At 66.1% G+C, this 17,458-nt stretch carries 9 protein-coding genes; 8 read left to right on the top strand and 1 reads right to left on the bottom strand.

Annotated features, from left to right (window positions below):
* Positions 1 to 11 precede the first annotated feature (11 nt).
* From KEG57_RS43610 to KEG57_RS43575, 8 genes are all read left to right on the top strand, one after another.
* Positions 12 to 8,060 carry a non-ribosomal peptide synthetase gene (locus KEG57_RS43610; RefSeq protein WP_272426882.1) on the top strand — a complete coding sequence of 2,683 codons (8,049 nt, stop codon included), beginning with the start codon at positions 12 to 14 and terminating at the stop codon, positions 8,058 to 8,060.
* Positions 8,048 to 9,679, top strand: a complete 1,632-nt coding sequence (locus tag KEG57_RS43605; protein WP_272426881.1) for a cyclic peptide export ABC transporter — start codon at positions 8,048 to 8,050, stop codon at positions 9,677 to 9,679. Before KEG57_RS43610 ends, KEG57_RS43605 begins: the two co-directional genes overlap by 13 nt.
* A complete protein-coding gene (locus KEG57_RS43600; RefSeq protein ID WP_272426880.1) occupies positions 9,676 to 11,301 on the top strand; it encodes a cyclic peptide export ABC transporter in 1,626 nt (541 codons plus the stop codon). The genes KEG57_RS43605 and KEG57_RS43600 overlap by 4 nt, the downstream gene beginning before the upstream one ends.
* Positions 11,298 to 12,023 carry a DUF6875 domain-containing protein gene (locus KEG57_RS43595; RefSeq protein WP_272426879.1) on the top strand — a complete coding sequence of 242 codons (726 nt, stop codon included), beginning with the start codon at positions 11,298 to 11,300 and terminating at the stop codon, positions 12,021 to 12,023. Before KEG57_RS43600 ends, KEG57_RS43595 begins: the two co-directional genes overlap by 4 nt.
* Positions 12,024 to 12,034: 11 nt before the next feature.
* Positions 12,035 to 13,576: a substrate-binding domain-containing protein gene (locus KEG57_RS43590; RefSeq protein WP_272426878.1), complete on the top strand. Its 1,542-nt coding sequence runs from the start codon at positions 12,035 to 12,037 to the stop codon at positions 13,574 to 13,576.
* A 37-nt stretch (positions 13,577 to 13,613) separates the two neighbouring features.
* The gene (locus KEG57_RS43585) at positions 13,614 to 14,294 is read left to right on the top strand and encodes a YcjF family protein (protein ID WP_272426877.1); all 681 of its coding nucleotides are present in this window, start codon (positions 13,614 to 13,616) and stop codon (positions 14,292 to 14,294) included.
* Between the two features lie 23 nt (positions 14,295 to 14,317).
* A complete protein-coding gene (locus KEG57_RS43580) occupies positions 14,318 to 15,397 on the top strand; it encodes a prohibitin family protein (protein WP_272426876.1) in 1,080 nt (359 codons plus the stop codon).
* 395 nt (positions 15,398 to 15,792) lie between these two features.
* Positions 15,793 to 16,590 carry a hypothetical protein gene (locus KEG57_RS43575; protein WP_272426875.1) on the top strand — a complete coding sequence of 266 codons (798 nt, stop codon included), beginning with the start codon at positions 15,793 to 15,795 and terminating at the stop codon, positions 16,588 to 16,590.
* Here KEG57_RS43575 and KEG57_RS43570 read toward each other — a convergent pair.
* On the bottom strand, positions 16,580 to 17,401 hold the full coding sequence (locus KEG57_RS43570; protein ID WP_272426874.1) for an SDR family oxidoreductase: 822 nt from the start codon (positions 17,399 to 17,401) through the stop codon (positions 16,580 to 16,582). The genes KEG57_RS43575 and KEG57_RS43570 overlap by 11 nt on opposite strands.
* Between the last annotated feature and the right edge of the window lie 57 nt (positions 17,402 to 17,458).

Here is a 17,458-nt window from a genome sequence, read left to right as displayed (position 1 = left end):
TGCGCGAGCACCTGGGGGCGACGCTGCCGGAATACATGGTCCCCTCTGCTTTCGTGCGCCTCACGGCGCTGCCGCTCAATCCCAGCGGCAAAGTGGACCGCAAGGCGCTGCCGTCGCCCGACGCGACGCGCGGCGCGGAGACATCGTACGTCGCGCCGCGGACCGATACGGAGCGCGTGCTCGTGGCCATCTGGGAAGAACTGCTCCAGGTGCGGCCGATCGGGGTCCGAGACCATTTCTTCCAGCTCGGCGGCCATTCGCTCCTGGCGATACGCATGGTGTCGGCGGTGAAGGCGCAGCTCGGGCTCGAGCTGACCGTGGCCACACTGTTTCAGCAATCGACGGTGGCGGCCCTGGCGGCGTCGCTGGACGGGACGGAGAATCGACCGGCGCCCGTGGCCGCCCTCTCTCCCGCCCCGCGCGGCGCGGCCGATCCCGCGTACGCTGACCTCTCGGGGACCGAGCGGCGGCTCTGGTTGGTCGACAAACTCTCGCCCGAGGCGCGGTCGTACCAGGTCCCGCAGATGTTCGTCCTTCGAGGCGCGCTCTCGGAGCAGGCGCTGCGCCAAAGCGTGGCATTGCTCGCGGAGCGGCACGAGATCCTGCGCACGACCTATCCCGAGGTCGACGGCGTGCCGAGGCGGGTCGTGGCGCAGAGCGTATCGATCCCGCTGCGCGTGGAGGACGTCTCGGCGCTGCCCGAAGCCGCGCGGGAAGCCGCATTGCGCGCGCTCCTGGAGGCCGAAATCGGCATTCGTTTCGACCTCGGCGCCGGACCGCTGACGCGGGTCCTCGTCGTGAGCATGGCCGCCGAGCACCATGTCGTGCTCGTCCTCCAGCACCACATCATCACCGACGAATGGTCCTGCGGCGTGCTCCTCTCCGAGCTCTCGCGCCTGTACGAGGCGTGCTGCCGCGGCGAGTCTGCGAATCTGCCGGCGCTTTCGTACCAATTCGCCGATTATGCACGGGCGGAGCAGGAGGCGCTCGCGGGTGGCAGCTTCGGGATCTCGCGAGCATACTGGAAGGACAACCTCGCCGGTATACCGCGGCTCCAACTGCCGATCCTTCGCCCCGCCTCGGAGGGCGGCCCTGGCCCCGAAGCGAGCGTAATGCTCCGCATTCCTCAGCATGCGAGCAGCGCGCTCTCGGCGCTCGCGCGGGGCCACGGCTGCACGCCGTTCATGGCCTGGTATGCCGTCCTCACGGCCGTCCTGTCCCGCTACAGCGGCCAGAAGGACTTCGGGCTCGGCGCGGTAATTGCGAACCGCGAAGTGCCGGGCGCGGAAAGCCTCCTGGGCTTCTTCACGAACACGGTCGTGCTGCGGACCGACCTTTCGGGAAACCCTACGTTTGGCGAGCTGCTCTCTCGCGCGCGACGGACGTCGCTTTCCGCGTACGAGCACCAGGCGCTGTCGTTCGACATCGTCATGCAGGATCAGGGGCTCTCGCGGCAGGCTGGAGAGAACCCGCTGTATGACGTGGCCTTCTTCGAGGTGACGCCTCCGATCACCGGAGCTGCGGCCGGCTGGTCACCCGCCCTTGGTGCAGTGCGCGAGGGCGCGACGACGGCGAAGGACGCGCTCGCTGTGTCCGTACAGCACTCGGTCGAAGGGACCGTCGTGGAGGTCCTGTACGACACGAAGCGGGTCTCGCGCACGGCAGCGGAGCGCCTGTGCGGACATCTGCGGACGCTTGTGACGGACGCCGTGGCGCACCCGGACAAACGTTTGCCGGATCTGGACCTCTTGACCGAAGAGGAAACGCAGAACCTCGCCGCGTGGAACGACACGCCAAAGGCCGACCCCGCCGCCCCGTGCATCCACGAGCTCATTGCGGAGCAGGCGGCGAAGGCGCCGGATGCCGTGGCCCTCGAGCAGGACGGCCGGCAGCTCAGCTATGGTGAATTCGAGGCGCAGGCCAACCGCCTGGCGCACCACCTTCGCGCTCTCGGCGTCGGGCCCGAGGTGCGCGTGGCGCTGTGCGTGGAGCGGTCGTTCGACATGGTGGTGGCCCTGGTCGGGATCCTGAAGGCGGGCGGCGCGTTCGTGCCCCTGGATCCGGCGTATCCGGCCGACAGGCTCTCGCTCCTGCTATCCGAAGCGCAGGCGCCGGTCCTGCTGACGCACTCGGACATCGAAAACCGCTTCACGGCGTCCGGCGTGACGGTGGTGCGCCTCGACGCGGACGCGTCGCAATGGGCGTCGCTGCCGGCCACGCCCCCCGAGAGCGGCGTCAGGCCCGAGCATGCGAATTACGTGGTGTTCACCTCTGGCTCCACGGGCAAACCCAAGCCGGTCGTCAACGAGCACCGGGGGCTCGCCGCGCGTGTGGCATTCCAGCGCGAGCAGTTCGTGATCCATCCGAGCGATCGTGTGCTCCAGAGCGCAGCGGTGGCGTTCGACGGGGCGATCATCGACTGGATGATATCGCTCTGCAACGGCGCCGCGTGCGTGCTACCGAGCAATGCCTACGGCGCGGTCGAGGGCATTGCGGAGTGCCTGGACAATCGGGGGATCACCGTGTCGTTCATTCCGCCCGCGATGCTGCGCGTGCTGAACTGCCGCGCGCCCCATCTCCGCCATATCACCCTGGCGGGCGACACGACCTCCCCCGCGCTCGTCGCGCAGTGGGCGAAGGGCCGGAGGGTGCTGAACTCCTACGGCCCTACCGAGTTCAGCATTTTCGGGGCACAGGCCTATTTCGATCCGGAGCGACCGGAGAATTTTTCGATCGGTCGACCGATTCACGGCGTGCATATCTACGTGCTCGATGGCGCGAAGAGGCAGGTCCCCATCGAAATGGCCGGTGAGCTCCACCTCGCCGGGGTGGGCCTGGCGCGTGGTTATCTGAATCGTCCCGGCATGACGGCGGAGCGGTTCGTCCCGGATCCCTTCTCGAAGGAGCCTGGCGCCCGGATGTACTGCACCGGGGATCTCGCGCGCTGGAACGAGGACGGCGAACTCGAGTTTTTGGGCCGCGCCGACCACCAGGTGAAGATTCGAGGGTTCCGCGTCGAGACCGGCGAAATCGAGGCGGCGCTCTCCTCACACGCCGCGGTGGCGTCGTGCGTCGTCGTGGCGCGTGAAGATGCGCCGGGGGACAAGCGCCTCGTCGCCTACGTGGTGGCGAAGGACGGCGCGTGCACGGCAAGCGATCTGCGAGAGTGGATCCGCGCGCGATTGCCGGAGTACATGACGCCGTCGGCGTTTGTGTTCCTCGACAAACTGCCGCTCTCTGCGAACGGCAAGGTGGACCGCAAAGCGCTGCCGTCGCCCGAGGCGACGCGCGGCGCGGAGACAGCGTACGTGGCGCCGCGGACCAATACGGAGCGCGCGCTCGTGGCCATCTGGGAAGAACTGCTCGAGGTGCGGCCCATCGGCGCGCACGGCGATTTCTTCCTGCTCGGCGGCCACTCGCTTTTGGCGGTGCGCCTCGTGTCCGCGGTGAAAGCGCGGCTCGGGCTCGGGCTGACCGTGGCCACACTGTTTCAGCAATCGACGGTGGCGGCCCTGGCGGCGTCGCTGGACGGGATGGAGAAGCGCTCGGCGCCCGTGGTCGCGGTTTCCCCCTCGCCGCGCGGCGCGGCCGAGCCTGCATACGCCGGCCTCTCGGGGACCGAGCGGCGGATGTGGTTCGTCGACAAACTCTCGCCCGAAGCGCTGTCGTACCAGGTCCCGCAGATGTTCGTCATTCGAGGCGCGCTCTCGGAGCAGGCGCTGCGCCAAAGCGTGGCATTGCTCGCGGAGCGGCACGAGATCCTGCGCACGACCTATCCCGAGGTCGACGGCGTGCCGAGGCGGGTCGTGGCGAAGAGCGGATCGATTCCGGTGCGCGTGGAGGACGTCTCGGCCCTGCCAGAAGCCGCGCGGGAAGCCGCCTTGCGCGCGCTCCTGGAGGCCGAAATCGGCATTCGTTTCGACCTCGGTGCCGGACCGCTGACGCGGGTCCTCGTCGTAAGCATGGCCGCCAAGCACCATGTCGTGCTCGTCCTCCAGCACCACATCATCACCGACGAATGGTCCTGCGGCGTGCTGCTCTCCGAGCTCTCGCGCCTGTACGAGGCGTGCTGGCGCGGCGAGGCGCCGAGTCTGCCGGCGCTTTCATACCAGTTCGCCGATTATGCACGGGCGGAGCAGGAGGCGCTCACGGGTGGCGGCTTCGGGGTCTCGCGAGCGTACTGGAAAGACCAACTCACCGGCGTGCCGCGGCTCCAGTTGCCCATTCTTCGCCCCGCTTCGGAGGGCGGCCCTGGCCCCGAAGCGAGCGTAATGCTCCGCATTCCTCAGCATGCGAGCAGCGCGCTCTCGGCGCTCGCGCGGGACCACGGCTGCACGCCGTTCATGGCCTGGTATGCCGTCCTCACGGCCATCCTGTCGCGCTACAGCGGACAGAAGGACTTCGGGCTCGGCGCGGTGATCGCGAACCGCGAAGTGCCGGGCGCGGAAAGCCTCCTGGGCTTCTTCACGAACACGGTCGTGCTGCGGACCGACCTTTCGGAAAATCCGACATTCATCGACTTGCTCTCGTCTGCGAGGCGCACGTCCGTGGAGGTCTACGAGCATCAGGCATTGCCGTTCGACGTGGTGGTGCAGGACCAGGGGTTGTCCAGGCACGGCGATGAGAACCCGCTGTATGACGTGCTCCTCTTCGAGGTATCAGCGCCGCACGCCGGGATCGCGGCGGGGTGGTCGCCGCACCTCGAAGCGGTGTCTCCCGGTGTGACAACCGCGAAAAACGCACTGGTGTTCGCCGTGGCCCGTGACGCGGAAGGGACCAGCATCCACCTGGCCTATGACACGACACGGGTGGACGAAGCCGCGGCGAAGCGGCTGAGCGAGCACCTCTGCACCCTGCTCCTCGACGTGGTGGCGCACCCTGACAACCCCCTGTCCGAGCTTGCCTTCCTGACCGAGGCGGAGCACGGGCAGCTCGCGACCTGGAACGATACGGCGGCCGCGTATCCCGAGGGCAAGTGCATTCACGACCTCTTCGAGGAGCAGGCCGCACGAACCCCCGACGCGGTGGCATTGGTATTCGCTGAGCAAGAGCTCACCTACCGGGAGCTCGACCAGCGCTCGAATCAGTTGGCTCATTACCTGCGCGCGCTGGGCGTGGGCCCGGAGGTGCTGGTGGGGCTATGCGTCGAGCGTTCGCTGGAAATGGTGGTGGGGCTGCTCGGCATCCTCAAGGCGGGCGGCGCGTACGTGCCGCTCGACCCAAACTATCCGCGGGAGCGGCTGGCCTACATGCTGACGGACGCGCGGCCCGCGGTGCTGCTCACCCAGGAGCGCCTCGAGGGCAGCCTTTCCGCGCACGCGTTTGTCACGGTACACCTCGATGCGAGCGTGCCCCCTTGGCAGGAGCAGCCGCTCACGTCTCCCGGCGCCCAGGTCGTGCCGGAGAACGCGGCTTACGTCATCTACACGTCAGGCTCGACGGGGAGGCCCAAAGGCGTCCAGGTTCTGCACGGCGCGCTGACGAACCTGCTCCACGATTTCGCCGAAAAGATGGAGGTCGGGCCCCGGGACGTGATGCAGGCCGTCACGTCGCTGTCCTTTGATATCGCCGGGCTTGAGCTGTTCATGCCCTTGCTCCGGGGAGCCTCGGTCCACCTCGCGTCGCAGGAAGACGCGAGCAACGGCGAAGCGCTGGTGAGAGCCCTGGAGCGCGCGACGATGATGCAGGCAACGCCTGCGACATGGCGCATGGTACTCGACGCAGGCTGGAAGGGCGGAAGGCCCCTGCAGGTGCTGTGCGGCGGGGAAGCAATGACGCCGGATCTCGCGGCCAAGCTCGCACTCCGGGCATCCTCGGTCAGGAACGTGTATGGGCCGACGGAGACCACGATCTGGTCTGCTCATTATCGCGTCGACGCCGAGCAGAGCTACGTCCGGATCGGCCGAGGTATCGCCAATACGCAGCTCCACGTGGTCGACCGAAACCTGATGCAGGTCCCGGTGGGCATTCCTGGGGAGCTGTACATCGCGGGGGACGGGCTCGCACGCGGCTATCTCGGGCGCCCCGGACTGACAGCGGAGCGCTTCGTCCCTGACCCGTTCTCGAATGTGCCCGGGGCGCGGATGTACCGCACCGGTGACCTCGCCCGATGGGACGCGAACGGAGAGCTGGAGTTCCTCGGGCGTATCGATCACCAGGTGAAGATCCGGGGTTTCCGCATCGAGCTCGGCGAAATCGAGGCGGTGCTGTCGTCCCACCCGGCGGTGCGAGCGTGCGCCGTGGTCGCATGGGAGTCCTCGTCCGGCGACAAACGGCTGGTCGCGTACGTGGTGGCCGGGGAAGGCGAATGTACGGAGGGCACGCTGCGCGAGCACCTTCAGGCCTCGCTGCCCGCGTACATGGTCCCCTCTGTATTCGTGCGGCTGACGGCGCTGCCGCTGAATCCCAGCGGCAAGGTTGATCGCAAGGCGCTGCCGGCACCGGAGATGACGCGTAGCGCGGCGGAAACCTCGTACGTGGCACCGCAGACCGAGACGGAGCGCGCGCTCGCCGAGCTGTGGTCCGAGGTGCTGCAGATCTCGCCCGTCGGGATCCACGATAACTTCTTCACGCTCGGAGGGGACTCGATCCTCGCAATCCACGTGATAGGTCGCGCCAAACGAGCTGGCCTCCACCTGACCGTGCGCGACCTGTTCGCGCACCAGACGGTGGCGCAGCTCGCGCAGGCGGCGCGCAAAGAGAGCGCGGTCCTCGTGGAGCAGGGCGCCGTGACCGGGACGGTCCCGCTGACGCCGATCCAGCATTGGTTCCTGGATCGAGATCCCGAGGACGCCCATCATTTCAGTCCGGCGATGTCGTGGACGCCGCCGCCCGCGCTATCGCCGGAGATCGCCGCAGAGGCGCTGCGGATCCTCGCGCAGCAGCACGACGCATTGCGGCTCCGGTATCGTCGCACCGACGCCGGGTGGGTGCAGGAGCACGAGGAGGGGGCGACTCTGGTGCTCGAGCGGGTGGACCTATCGTCGCTTCCGCCCTCGGCCCGTGATGCCGCCGTAAAAAAGGCAGCGGAGGTCCTGCAACGGGGCATGAACCTGTCCAGCGGCCCGATCTTCCGCGCTGCGTGGCTGGATCTGGGCGAAGGCGGGGCGCGGCTGCTCCTCGCCATGCACCACCTCGTCACAGACATCGTGTCATGGCGCATCGTGTGCGAGGACGTGGAGCGCGCCTGCGACGCATTGATCGCGGGGCAGACGCCGAATCTCGGACCCAAGACGACATCCCTTCGCCGGTGGTCCGAGCGATTGCACGCGTTTGTCGGGGGCGGCGGCTTCTCGGAGCAGCTCCAGTATTGGCAGGCGCAATGCGCCGGCAGCGTGACGCCGGGCGCGCGGGACCACGATGGCGCGGTGGGGACCTTCGGCGATAGCTGCACCCTGGAGGTGGAGTTGTCTCCGGCAGAGACCCGTGCGCTCCTCCACGACGTGGGATCGGCTGGTGGAACGGAGATCCATGCGGTCCTTTTGTCGGCATTCGCAGAGGGAATGAGTGCGTCCTCCGGGACGGATACGGTCTGCGTGGCACTGCAGCATCATGGTCGCGAGCCCGTGGTGGAGGACGTCGACGTGTCCCGCACCGTGGGGTGGTTCTCGTCGCTATTCCCGCTCTCGCTGCGCGTGCCTTCGGAGGAAGATCCTGCTCTGCTGCTGAATGGCGTGAAGGAGCAGCTCCGGTCGGTGCCGGGGCGGGGCGTGGGATACGGCTGGCTGCGATATGCGCACCCGGACGCGGCCGTACGCGCGTCGCTCACCGTGCCAATGCCGGTGCTGTTCAACTATCTCGGGCAGCATGAGGCAGGCTCGACCTGGGAATTCGCGGGGACGGAGCACACGAGCGCGAGCCCGAACATGGCGTTGTTTCATGAGCTCACGTTGAGTGCCATCGTGATGCAAGGACGCCTGCGGCTCACGTGGGGTTACAGCCCCGCGATGTACGAGAAATCGACGGTGGAGAGGATCGCGGAAAGGGTCCTCTCGTCGCTGCGACGCCTCATCGCGCACTGCACCTCACGCACGATCGCGGGGCAGCAATGTACGTCATAGACCTTCTCCTCGAGGAGGCGAAGGGGCAGCGGGCTTCGATTTTCGCCGTCGCGACGATGGGGGGTATCGCAAACGCGCTCCTCCTCGTCGGCGCCAATGTCCTCGCCGGGTCCCCGGAGCAGGCGGACCTGCGGGCGCTTTTCCTGTTCGGGTTGACGATGGCCCTCTACGTCCTCGGTGCTCGAGCGACGTATCACCGGACGACGTCCCTCGTCGAAGCTGTGCTCCACCGCGTCAGGACGAGGATTGTCGAGAAGATCGAGCGAACGGAGCTCGAGGGGCTCGAGCGCGTCGGGACCGCAGAGATCTTCGATCGCGTCACGGAAAACATGTCCGTCGTGTCGGAGCAAGGGTGGGTGCTCGGGAGCTTCCTGCAGGCGCTCTTCGTCCTCGTGTTCGGGCTCGTTTACATTGCGTGGATCTCGCTGCCAGCCTTCGCGCTGATCGCGCTCATGCTGGTGTTCGGGTTCTTCATCGTTCAATACAGATTCGAAGAGGTCGTCGATGTGCTGCGCCAGATGGGGCAGCTACGGCTCGAGCTCTTCGACATGGTCATGGATCTGCTGAAAGGCTTCAAAGAAGCCAAATTCAGCCGTCGGCGCGGGCGTGAGATCCACGACGATATCGTGGGGATGGCCGAATCCCTCCGCATTGGCGCCGTGAGGACGGCCGAGGGGCTCAGCGGCGTCTTGGTCATGCCCAACTGCGTCCTGTACATCCTGCTGGGGGCGGTCATCTTCACCATGCCCAGGTACGTCGACGTGGATGCCGAGACCATGGCCAGCCTGGTCACGTGCACCGCGTTCGTCTGGGGCCCCTTCACCAGCGTGGCCGGAGGGCTCAATGCGGTGTTCCGCTCCAGCGTCGCATTCGAACAGATCCGGACGCTGGAGGGGAAGCTCGATGAGGCCGTCGAGCGAGCGGCCGTCCAGAAGACCGAGGATCCGTGGAACGGTCGCATCGGCACACTCTCGACACGCGATATCGTGTACGAGTATCCCACAGGCAACGGAGACAGGAGCTTCCGCGTCGGCCCCCTGAGCCTCGATATCGAGCCGGGTGAGGTCGTCTTCCTCGTCGGTGGGAATGGGAGCGGCAAATCGACGCTGCTCAAGGTGCTCACGGGGCTCTACCCGCGGAGCGGCGGAGAGCTGCGCGTCGGCGGCGTCCTCGTCCAGCCGGAGAACGTGGCCGCGTACCGTGAGATGATTTCGGCGATCTATTCGGACTTCCACCTCTTCTCCAAGCTCTATGGCATGCTGGACGCGGAGCCGGAGGCGGTGCGCGCGCTGCTCGCGCAAATGGGCCTCGAGGGGAAGACCTCTTTCGAGGCGCAGCAATTTACCCGGCGCACGCTATCGACCGGCCAGCGCAGGCGCCTCTACACGATCATGACGCTCCTCGAGGACCGCCCCGTTTACGTATTCGACGAGTGGGCCGCCGATCAGGATCCTGGATTCCGCAGGTACTTCTACGAGGAGCTCGTGCCCGCGCTGAAGGGCCGGGGCAAGACGGTCATCGCCGTCACCCACGATGATCGCTACTTTCATTGCGCGGACCGCGTCATCAAGCTGAGCTACGGGAAGGTCCAGGCGACCCCCCGGATGGATGCGCCTTGACGATCGTCGATCTCATCACCCAGGAGGCGGGGGGCGAGCGCCGTCGCATTCTCATGGCGGCGTGCGTGGCGGGCGCCACGAGCATGTTCGTGCTCATCGGGGCGAACGTCGTCGCCAGCGCGCCGAAGCTTTCGGGGCTGCCGGCGGCCGGTCTCTTCGCGCTCGTCGTCGTCGGCCATTATCTCAGCGCCAAGTACGTGTACTACCGGACGGCCACGGTCGTGGAATCGGCGCTGCACCGAATCAAGATCAGCATCGTCGACAAGCTCGAGAAGGCGGACATTCAGGGGGTCGAGCGCATTGGCACCGCGGAGATCTACGACGGGATCACGGAGAACCTGAGCGTCGTGTCCAATTACGGGCCGCTGATATCGGCGTTCTTGCAAGCGGCCCTCATCCTGGCGTTCGCGGTGCTGTACATCGCCTGGATCTCCTTGCCGACGTTCATCGCCGTCACGTTCCTGCTCACCATCGGCTACGTGACGTATCGAGGCAGGGCCAAGGAGCTCGAGCGCTATCTGCAGCGGCTCGGGGACGCCCGCGTCGCGTTCTTCGAAAAGCTCACGGACCTGCTGAAGGGCTTCAAGGAGGTCAAGCTCAGCCGCCGGCGCGGTCGCGACATCTGCACCGACATCGAGCGGTCGTCGGAGGTATTGCGGGGCTTCAACCTGAAGTCCGGCGAGATGAACAGCGACAACTTCATCTTCGCCAGCAGCAACCTCTATGCGCTGCTCGGCGTCATCGTCCTCGTCATTCCGCAGCACATCGACGTGGAGTCCTCTGCGCTGGTCAGCATCGTCGCGGCCATTCTGTTCCTTTGGGGACCCATGACCGTGCTGATCACGGGGGCGCCCGCATACATCCGCTCGAATGTGGCGCTTTCCAGGGCGCGGACGCTGGAGGAAAAGCTCGACAAGGCCATCCAGGAGACACGAATCGCGCTGGACGTCGAGGACGCGTGGAAAGGTGGATTCGGCGCGATCGCTGGGCGCGGCATCGAATTCGAATACGTTTCCGATGACGGCGACGGCGCGTTCCGCATCGGTCCCCTCGACGTCGACATCGCGGAAGGCGAGATCGTGTTCATCGTCGGCGGAAATGGGAGCGGCAAGTCGACGGCCCTCAAGGTGCTCACGGGGCTGTATCCGCCGACGGGCGGCGAGCTCCTGGTCGGCGGGATACGCGTCGATTCCAGCAACGTGGCCGCATATCGCGAGAAGATCTCGGCCATCTACTCGGACTTCCACCTGTTCGCCAAGCTCTATGGGCTGCTCGACGTCGACCCGGCGGCCGTACACCGGCTCATCGCGCAGATGGATCTCCAGCAGAAGACGTCGTTCGAGAACAAGGGTTTCACGAACCGCAATCTCTCCACCGGACAGCGCAAGCGCCTGGCCATGATCGTGGCGCTCCTCGAGGACCGGCCCATCTGTGTGTTCGACGAATGGGCCGCAGATCAGGACCCCGAGTTCCGCGCCTACTTCTACGAAGAGATTTTGCCGGCGTTGAAGCAGCGGGGGAAGACGGTCATTGCAGTCACCCACGACGACCGATTCTTCCACTGTGCGGATCGAGTGATCACCATGGAGTATGGCCGTATTCGGTCTGTGGAACGCGCATGAACCCGAGCATCGAGACATTGGCCAATGAGCCTGTATTGATCAGCGCCAATCAGCTCGTCGAGCAGAGCGCCGGTCTGCCGGCGGCTGCCCGCGCGCAGCTGCTCGAGGTGCTGGCTTGGCTCCAAACCTCCATCGCCAAGCCGAATCCGCTGATCGGTCGCAAGGGCCATGTGTGTCCCTTCGTCGGGCCTGCCCTGACCCGCTTTCGGTCCATCCGTTTTCATGTCTACCAGGGCGAGCTCCGCCCGGCTGCCGTGGAGCCGGTGCTGCGCGCGCTTGCGGCACGCTTTCCGACGCTGCCACCCGCCACCGAGGTCGGCCGCGAGTTCCGCGCCATTCTGACCTTGTTTCCGGAGCTGCCCCACGACGGGGGGCCGCTGCTGATCGACCCCGTGCACGAGGCGCTGAAGCCCGAGATCACTGCCCAGGGCTTGATGATAGGTCAATTCTACCCCGGCTGCCTCGAGCCCGGCTTGCACAACCCCGATTACCGCCCGCTCGAGGCACCGCACCCGATGCTGGTGATTCGCTCGATGCAGCTCACCGATCTGATGTTCTTGTTCTCGCGCCCGGAGTGCCTGCGCGCGTACGTCCGGAAGTTCGGCGTCTCCTCCCGCGACGAGCTCATGGCGCGCGTCGCAGCCGCCGACATCCCCAAGCTGCCGACGCTCTGGGAGGAGGTCGTGGACGCGGCGTTTCCCCCCGCGACGAACGTCGATTGATGGAGGACCTCGTGGCCCCGACGCGAAAGCAAGACGAACCTCGCTCGAAAAAACCGACACTCGGGCTCACCATTCGCGACATTGTGATCTCCTCGGGTCTGTTCGCCCTCTTCGCAACGTTCTTCGCGCGAGGTGGCAGGTTCGTGCCCGACCTTCCAAAGCCATCACGGCTCGTGGACATGAAGGTTGTGAACGAGGCCTCGACCGAGACGTGCGGATTGGCGCCGCACGACGGACACCCCGTCATCGTCGAGATGCTGTACAGCAGTGACAAGCAAGCGTGGATCGACGAGGCCGCGACTCGGTTCGCGAAGATATGTCCGAAGATCCAGATCAAGGCGATTGCGGCAGGCGGTATCGAGGGAGCCGACTCCATCCTGAAGGGTGAGGTAAAACCGACGATCTGGTCGCCCGCGGACGATCTCGTCGTTCGTTACCTCGATGGGCGCTGGAGGGAGAGCCACGGACGATCACCGATCGACATCACGAAGCAGGTTTCTCTCGCCCGCTCCCCGCTCGTGATCTTGATATGGGAAGATCGGCTCGAGGTCCTCGAAGCCATCCTCGAAAAAAGCAAGAGTGGCGAGGGGCTGTGGATGGATGCGATGTGCCCGGGGGTGCCACGGGACCCGCAGGATCTCGAGGAGATGGCCCTCGAACACATGGTGCCGGGGACGTGGAGCGATTGGTACGGCTCGGTCGTCCCGGCCGCGTTCCCGCAACAACCGGCGCCGGCGGCTCGACGGGTCGACAAGAAGTCCCAACGAGCCTATATCGCGCCGTTTCCGACGGCGGACGACATGAAGCGGTGGGGAAGAGCGAAGTTCGAGCACCCGTCGCCGACGCGCTCGGCCGAGGGGCTCGAGGCGCTTTACCTCATGGCCTACGATTACGCATTGCCTCCGAACGACCGGCCGACCGCGCTCAAGGAGCGCATCAAGCAGGCGCTCGGAGAACCCGCCAAAGAGGGTGTGGTCGTGCGTGGCGACCTCGCCGAGGCGGATTTCGCTCGCTCGTTCCAGGAGCGGCGGGAGCCTTTCCAGCGCTGGCTCAAGCGATGCGAAGCGGGCGCGCCGCCCCCCACCCCGTCAGCGCCCCTCTTGACCGACGCCATCTTCGACCTCGGCGCGAGCCGATATGACGCCGTGGTGACGCAGGAGCAGCTCGTTTTCACGGTTCTTCAGCAGTTCGAGAAGCATGCGGACGTGATGGCAGAGCTGCGCGTCGTGTACCCGCGGCCGACGCTCGTGAACGAACATCCCGTGGTCATCTTCGACGACGGAACGCTCACCGCCGAGCAGCGCACGGCTGCCGAGAAGTGGATCACCTTCCTTCGTGGCCCGGAAATGCAGAAGCTGGCCGTCAAGCAGGGTCTTCGGCCGGCGAGCCCCGAGTTGAAGCTCCGGAGCATCGAGGACTCCGAGAATCCTTTCTTCAGATTCCGACGTTATGGCGTGGAGATCGACGCGCCGTTCGTCGAAGCGCCGCGCCTCGACGGCAAATTCGTGAACGAGCTCGTTCGCGCCTGGCGGGACGCGACGGGGAGACACTGACCCGCTCATCGTTGCAGCTTGCGAACGGAGGAAAATCATGGCGACCGAAACCGCGCAATCGAATCAGTCGACGGAGAAGAAGACGGACGAGCCTCGAATCGAGGTGAAAGAGGAAGCGACGAGCGCACCCGAGGTCGAGCCGAAGGCAGAAGCCAAGGTCGAGCCGAACGCCGGACCGAAGACCGAGGGGACGTCCCGGAGCAGCGCCGCGCCGAAATCCCCTGAGCCGGTTTCGCGCGTGGGCCGTGCGGATGCCGTCATTCGGCGCAATGTGCTGTGGGTGCTCGGCGCCGGGCTCGTTCCCGTGCCTATCGTCGATATGGTCGCGATCACGGGTATCCAGGTGAAAATGCTCGCCGAGCTCTCGGAGCTTTATGATCTGAGTTTCCGGGAGGACATCGCCAGGAAGCTCATCGGCTCGCTCCTCTCGGGCGTCCTCGGCGTCGGCGCCGGCGCCGTGATCGGTGCCAGCCTGGGGAAGCTCATTCCGTTCGTGGGCCACGCGTTCGGCATCGTCACGGTCCCCGTCATCTCGGGCGCGTTCACCCGGGCGCTGGGCAAGGTCTTCGTCATGCATTTCGAGACAGGCGGTACGCTGCTCGACTTCGATCCTCACAAGGTGCGCAGCTACTTCAAGCAGGAATTCGAGAACGCCAAGGAGTACGTCGCGGACGTGCAGAAGTCCAAAGAGGATTCCAAGGCGACCAAGCCGTCCTGAAAAGTCCTTGATGAGAGCCGCCAATGAGCAAGCCGGAAGCGAATGAAGAGATGCAAAAGGGATCTTCGAGTGGCGACGCGAAGAAGCCACCCTTCCGGGAGTGGCTCGCGAAGTGGCTCCGGAAGGCCCGATTCACCCTCTATACGACGCTGGTCATCCTCCTGTTCGTGGTCGGCTTCCTCTGGCCGCGGATCTTCATCCGCGTGCCGGCGGGGAGCAGCGCCGTCATGTATCGTTTTTTCCTCGGTGGGACGGTGAGGGATCGTATCTGGGGCGAGGGACTCAACGTGATCCCACCCTGGGACGAGCTCACCGTCTACGAGACGCGGATGCAGCAGCAAAAGCTGAAATTCGACGTGCTCAGCGAGGAGGGGCTCAACCTCCCGGTGGAGATCTCCGTACGATACCAGCCGAACATGGAAATGCTCGGTTATCTGCACCAGGACATCGGCGTCGATTACTTCGAGCGGTTGATCCGGCCCGAGGTCGAGTCCCACGTCCGGCGCACCTTCGGCAGCCGGACGGCGCACGAGATCTACACGAGCGTGCGTGACCTCCTCCAGGAGGTCGGCAAGGTATCGGCGCTCGGGCGCCTCGATGAAAACGGGAATGCGCGTCCCTACGTGCAGCTCTACGAGCTCAAGCTACTTGATATCGAGCTGCCCGAAATCGTCCAGAGCGCGATCGCGGACAAGTACAAGCAAGAGCAGCTCATGCTCGAGTATCGCTTCAGGCTAGAGAAGGAAGAGAAAGAAGCCGAGCGGAGGCGCACGGAGGCGGCTGGGGTCCGCGATTACAACCTCATCGCGACCAAAGTTTCTCCGGACATCCTCAAGTGGCGCAGCATCGAGGCGTCGCTGGAGCTCGCGAAGTCGCAGATGGAGCTCGCGAAATCGCAAAACACGAAAGTGGTCGTACTCGGCGGTGGGCCGGGCACGCAGATGCTCATGAATGTCGATGGGGCCACGGCCGTTCCCCCGGCGGCGGCCGCGGGCGAAAAAACCACGGAGGGAAAGAAGGATCAGGGAGCCGGTACGTCCGCGGCCGATGCGGCTTCTGCGCAGGCTTCGAGCCAGCAGGGGGCACAGGGGAGCGGGCCGTGACGACGTGGGATGTGCTCCCGCCGCTGCTCCCCGCGTACAGTTCCGGGCGGAACGTGGCCGTTTGGTCCGCATGGACCTGATGGCCCATTCCGAAGGAGCCCGACTCTCGTGCGACGCAGCGCATGGCGTAGCCTTGCCATTCGAGGCTCACCATGCGGCCGAGGGAGGGGACGACGATGCGTGCAGGGGGCGCGGTCCGCGTGCTCGTGGCCATGTTTCCGCTGGTATTCTTGTCCGCGTGCCAGGCGGGGCGCGTCTCCCCCGCGAAGGACGCGCGAACGCCGTCGCCGGCGGAACATGTCCGTAGCGCCCGGCCGTGACCGCTCCCGTCCGGCGACCCGCTCTGCCCTCTGAACAGCGCCTTCCGCGACGCTTACGCCGAGCGCCGCGCCGCCATGCTCGCGGCCTCTGGACCGGTGCTCGTGCAATACGGCGATACGCTCGTGCTCCTGCATCGTGGCGAGCGGCTCGAGCGGCCGGCCACGAATGAGCGTTATCACGAGCTCAAGACCCTCGCGCACGTTCCCTTTGCCCTCTATTTGCTGCTTTCTGGAGCTGACGGCCCGATCGACGAGGCGCAGCTCGGCAAGCTCATTTCCTACGAAGCCCTCCTCAGGGCGGCGCTCTCCACGATCGACGCGAGGTTTTCCGACGCGGCCGAGCGCGAGCGCCAGCGGCGCATCCTCACCCGCTCGCTCTCGCTGATCGATCAAGCCACCGGCGAGAAGCGCCTGACGCCGAGCACGCTCGACGCGTTCGTTCGCTCGCAGCGCGCCGACGTCCTGGAGAACATAAAGGAGGCCGCCCACCAGAATGTAATGACCCTGCACGCGCAGGTGACGGCGTGGGCGGCGCGCTTGACGCCCGAGGAGCGCGCGCGGCTGCGGGTGGTGATCGGGACGGCGCACATGGCACGCCCCGGCAATCTGTCGATCCAATACTTCGCGGCATGGCTCGGTGAGCCCGTCGCCGGTCGCGCGGCCGACGAGCGCGTCGTCGACGGGGCGCGTATCATCGTGGCCGAGAACATTTTCGATACGGACCGCTCGATCGCGCTCGTCGGGACGCACCTCGTCGATCGATCCGCCGCCGCGGCATTCTTCGACGACCCCTTGCGCCTCGATAGGGACGTGCTATCGGACGCGGCCGAGGAGGCCATTCGCGCGCTCTTCGGCGGCTCACCTAAGCAGTAAACGCGGATGCGTGTTCCGCCGCCCACTGCGCGAACGTCCGCGCTCGCCGCCCGGTCACCTGCTCGACCGTGGGCGTGACCGTGTATCCGATTTCCGGCGTATTGCCATATATGTACACGAAAAACTCGATGGCCTCGGGCGAGAACCCCATCCCCTGCCACCGTTCGCGTGCTTGCTGCTCCGTCAACTCGACGAGGTTGATCTCGCGCTTGGCTGCAGCGGCGAGGATATCGACCTTCTGACGCAGGCTGAGCACTTCCGGCCCCGTGAGGGTGTACGTCTTGCCAGCGTGGCCATCCTGCGTCAATGCTGCCACCGCGACGGCCGCGATATCGGCCTCATGGACGACCGCGCTCAGCCGGTCGGGGAACGGCTCGCGCACGAGCCCCTCGCTGCGAATCGACGCCGCCCATTCGAGGTGGTTCGCCATGAACTCCACCGGCTGCAGAAAGGTCCAATCGATGCTTCCGGCGGCGACCGCCTCATCGAGCGGCGCGGGCGCGCCGCCGAGGAGTACCGTGATCCGTCGCACCCCGGCCCGTTCGGCGAGCGCGACGATCCGTGCCCCGGTCTCGAGCGGCGCGGAATCGTCACCGCCGAAGTTGATCAAGTGCAGGGCCTCGATGCCCTCGAAGGCTTCCGCGAATGTGTCCGGCGCGGTCAGGTCGCCGGCCACGGCGTGGACGCCTGCGGGAAAATGGGCTCGTGCGGGATTGCGGGACAACGCGCGGACGTGGTGACCGCCCTCGACGAGTTGCTTGACGATTTCGCGGCCGACGGTGCCGGTCGCGCCAGTGACCAAGATGTTCATCGATTGCTCAATAGGGGTGAAGGGCCCTCGTGGGCGCCTTGGGGTTTTCGCCCGAAG

This window comes from Polyangium jinanense (assembly GCF_028435365.1).
Note: the sequence above shows the minus strand (reverse complement) of the source record. Positions and strands in the feature narration are given on the sequence as shown.

What these genes read in the sequence shown, in the direction of transcription:
- KEG57_RS43570 (WP_272426874.1), bottom strand. Translation starts at nt 17,401, where the DNA reads ATGAACATCTTGGTCACTGGCGCGACCGGCACCGTCGGCCGCGAAATC.
- KEG57_RS43605 (WP_272426881.1), top strand. Translation starts at nt 8,048, where the DNA reads ATGTACGTCATAGACCTTCTCCTCGAGGAGGCGAAGGGGCAGCGGGCT.
- KEG57_RS43595 (WP_272426879.1), top strand. Translation starts at nt 11,298, where the DNA reads ATGAACCCGAGCATCGAGACATTGGCCAATGAGCCTGTATTGATCAGC.
- KEG57_RS43575 (WP_272426875.1), top strand. Translation starts at nt 15,793, where the DNA reads ATGCTCGCGGCCTCTGGACCGGTGCTCGTGCAATACGGCGATACGCTC.
- KEG57_RS43580 (WP_272426876.1), top strand. Translation starts at nt 14,318, where the DNA reads ATGAGCAAGCCGGAAGCGAATGAAGAGATGCAAAAGGGATCTTCGAGT.
- KEG57_RS43585 (WP_272426877.1), top strand. Translation starts at nt 13,614, where the DNA reads ATGGCGACCGAAACCGCGCAATCGAATCAGTCGACGGAGAAGAAGACG.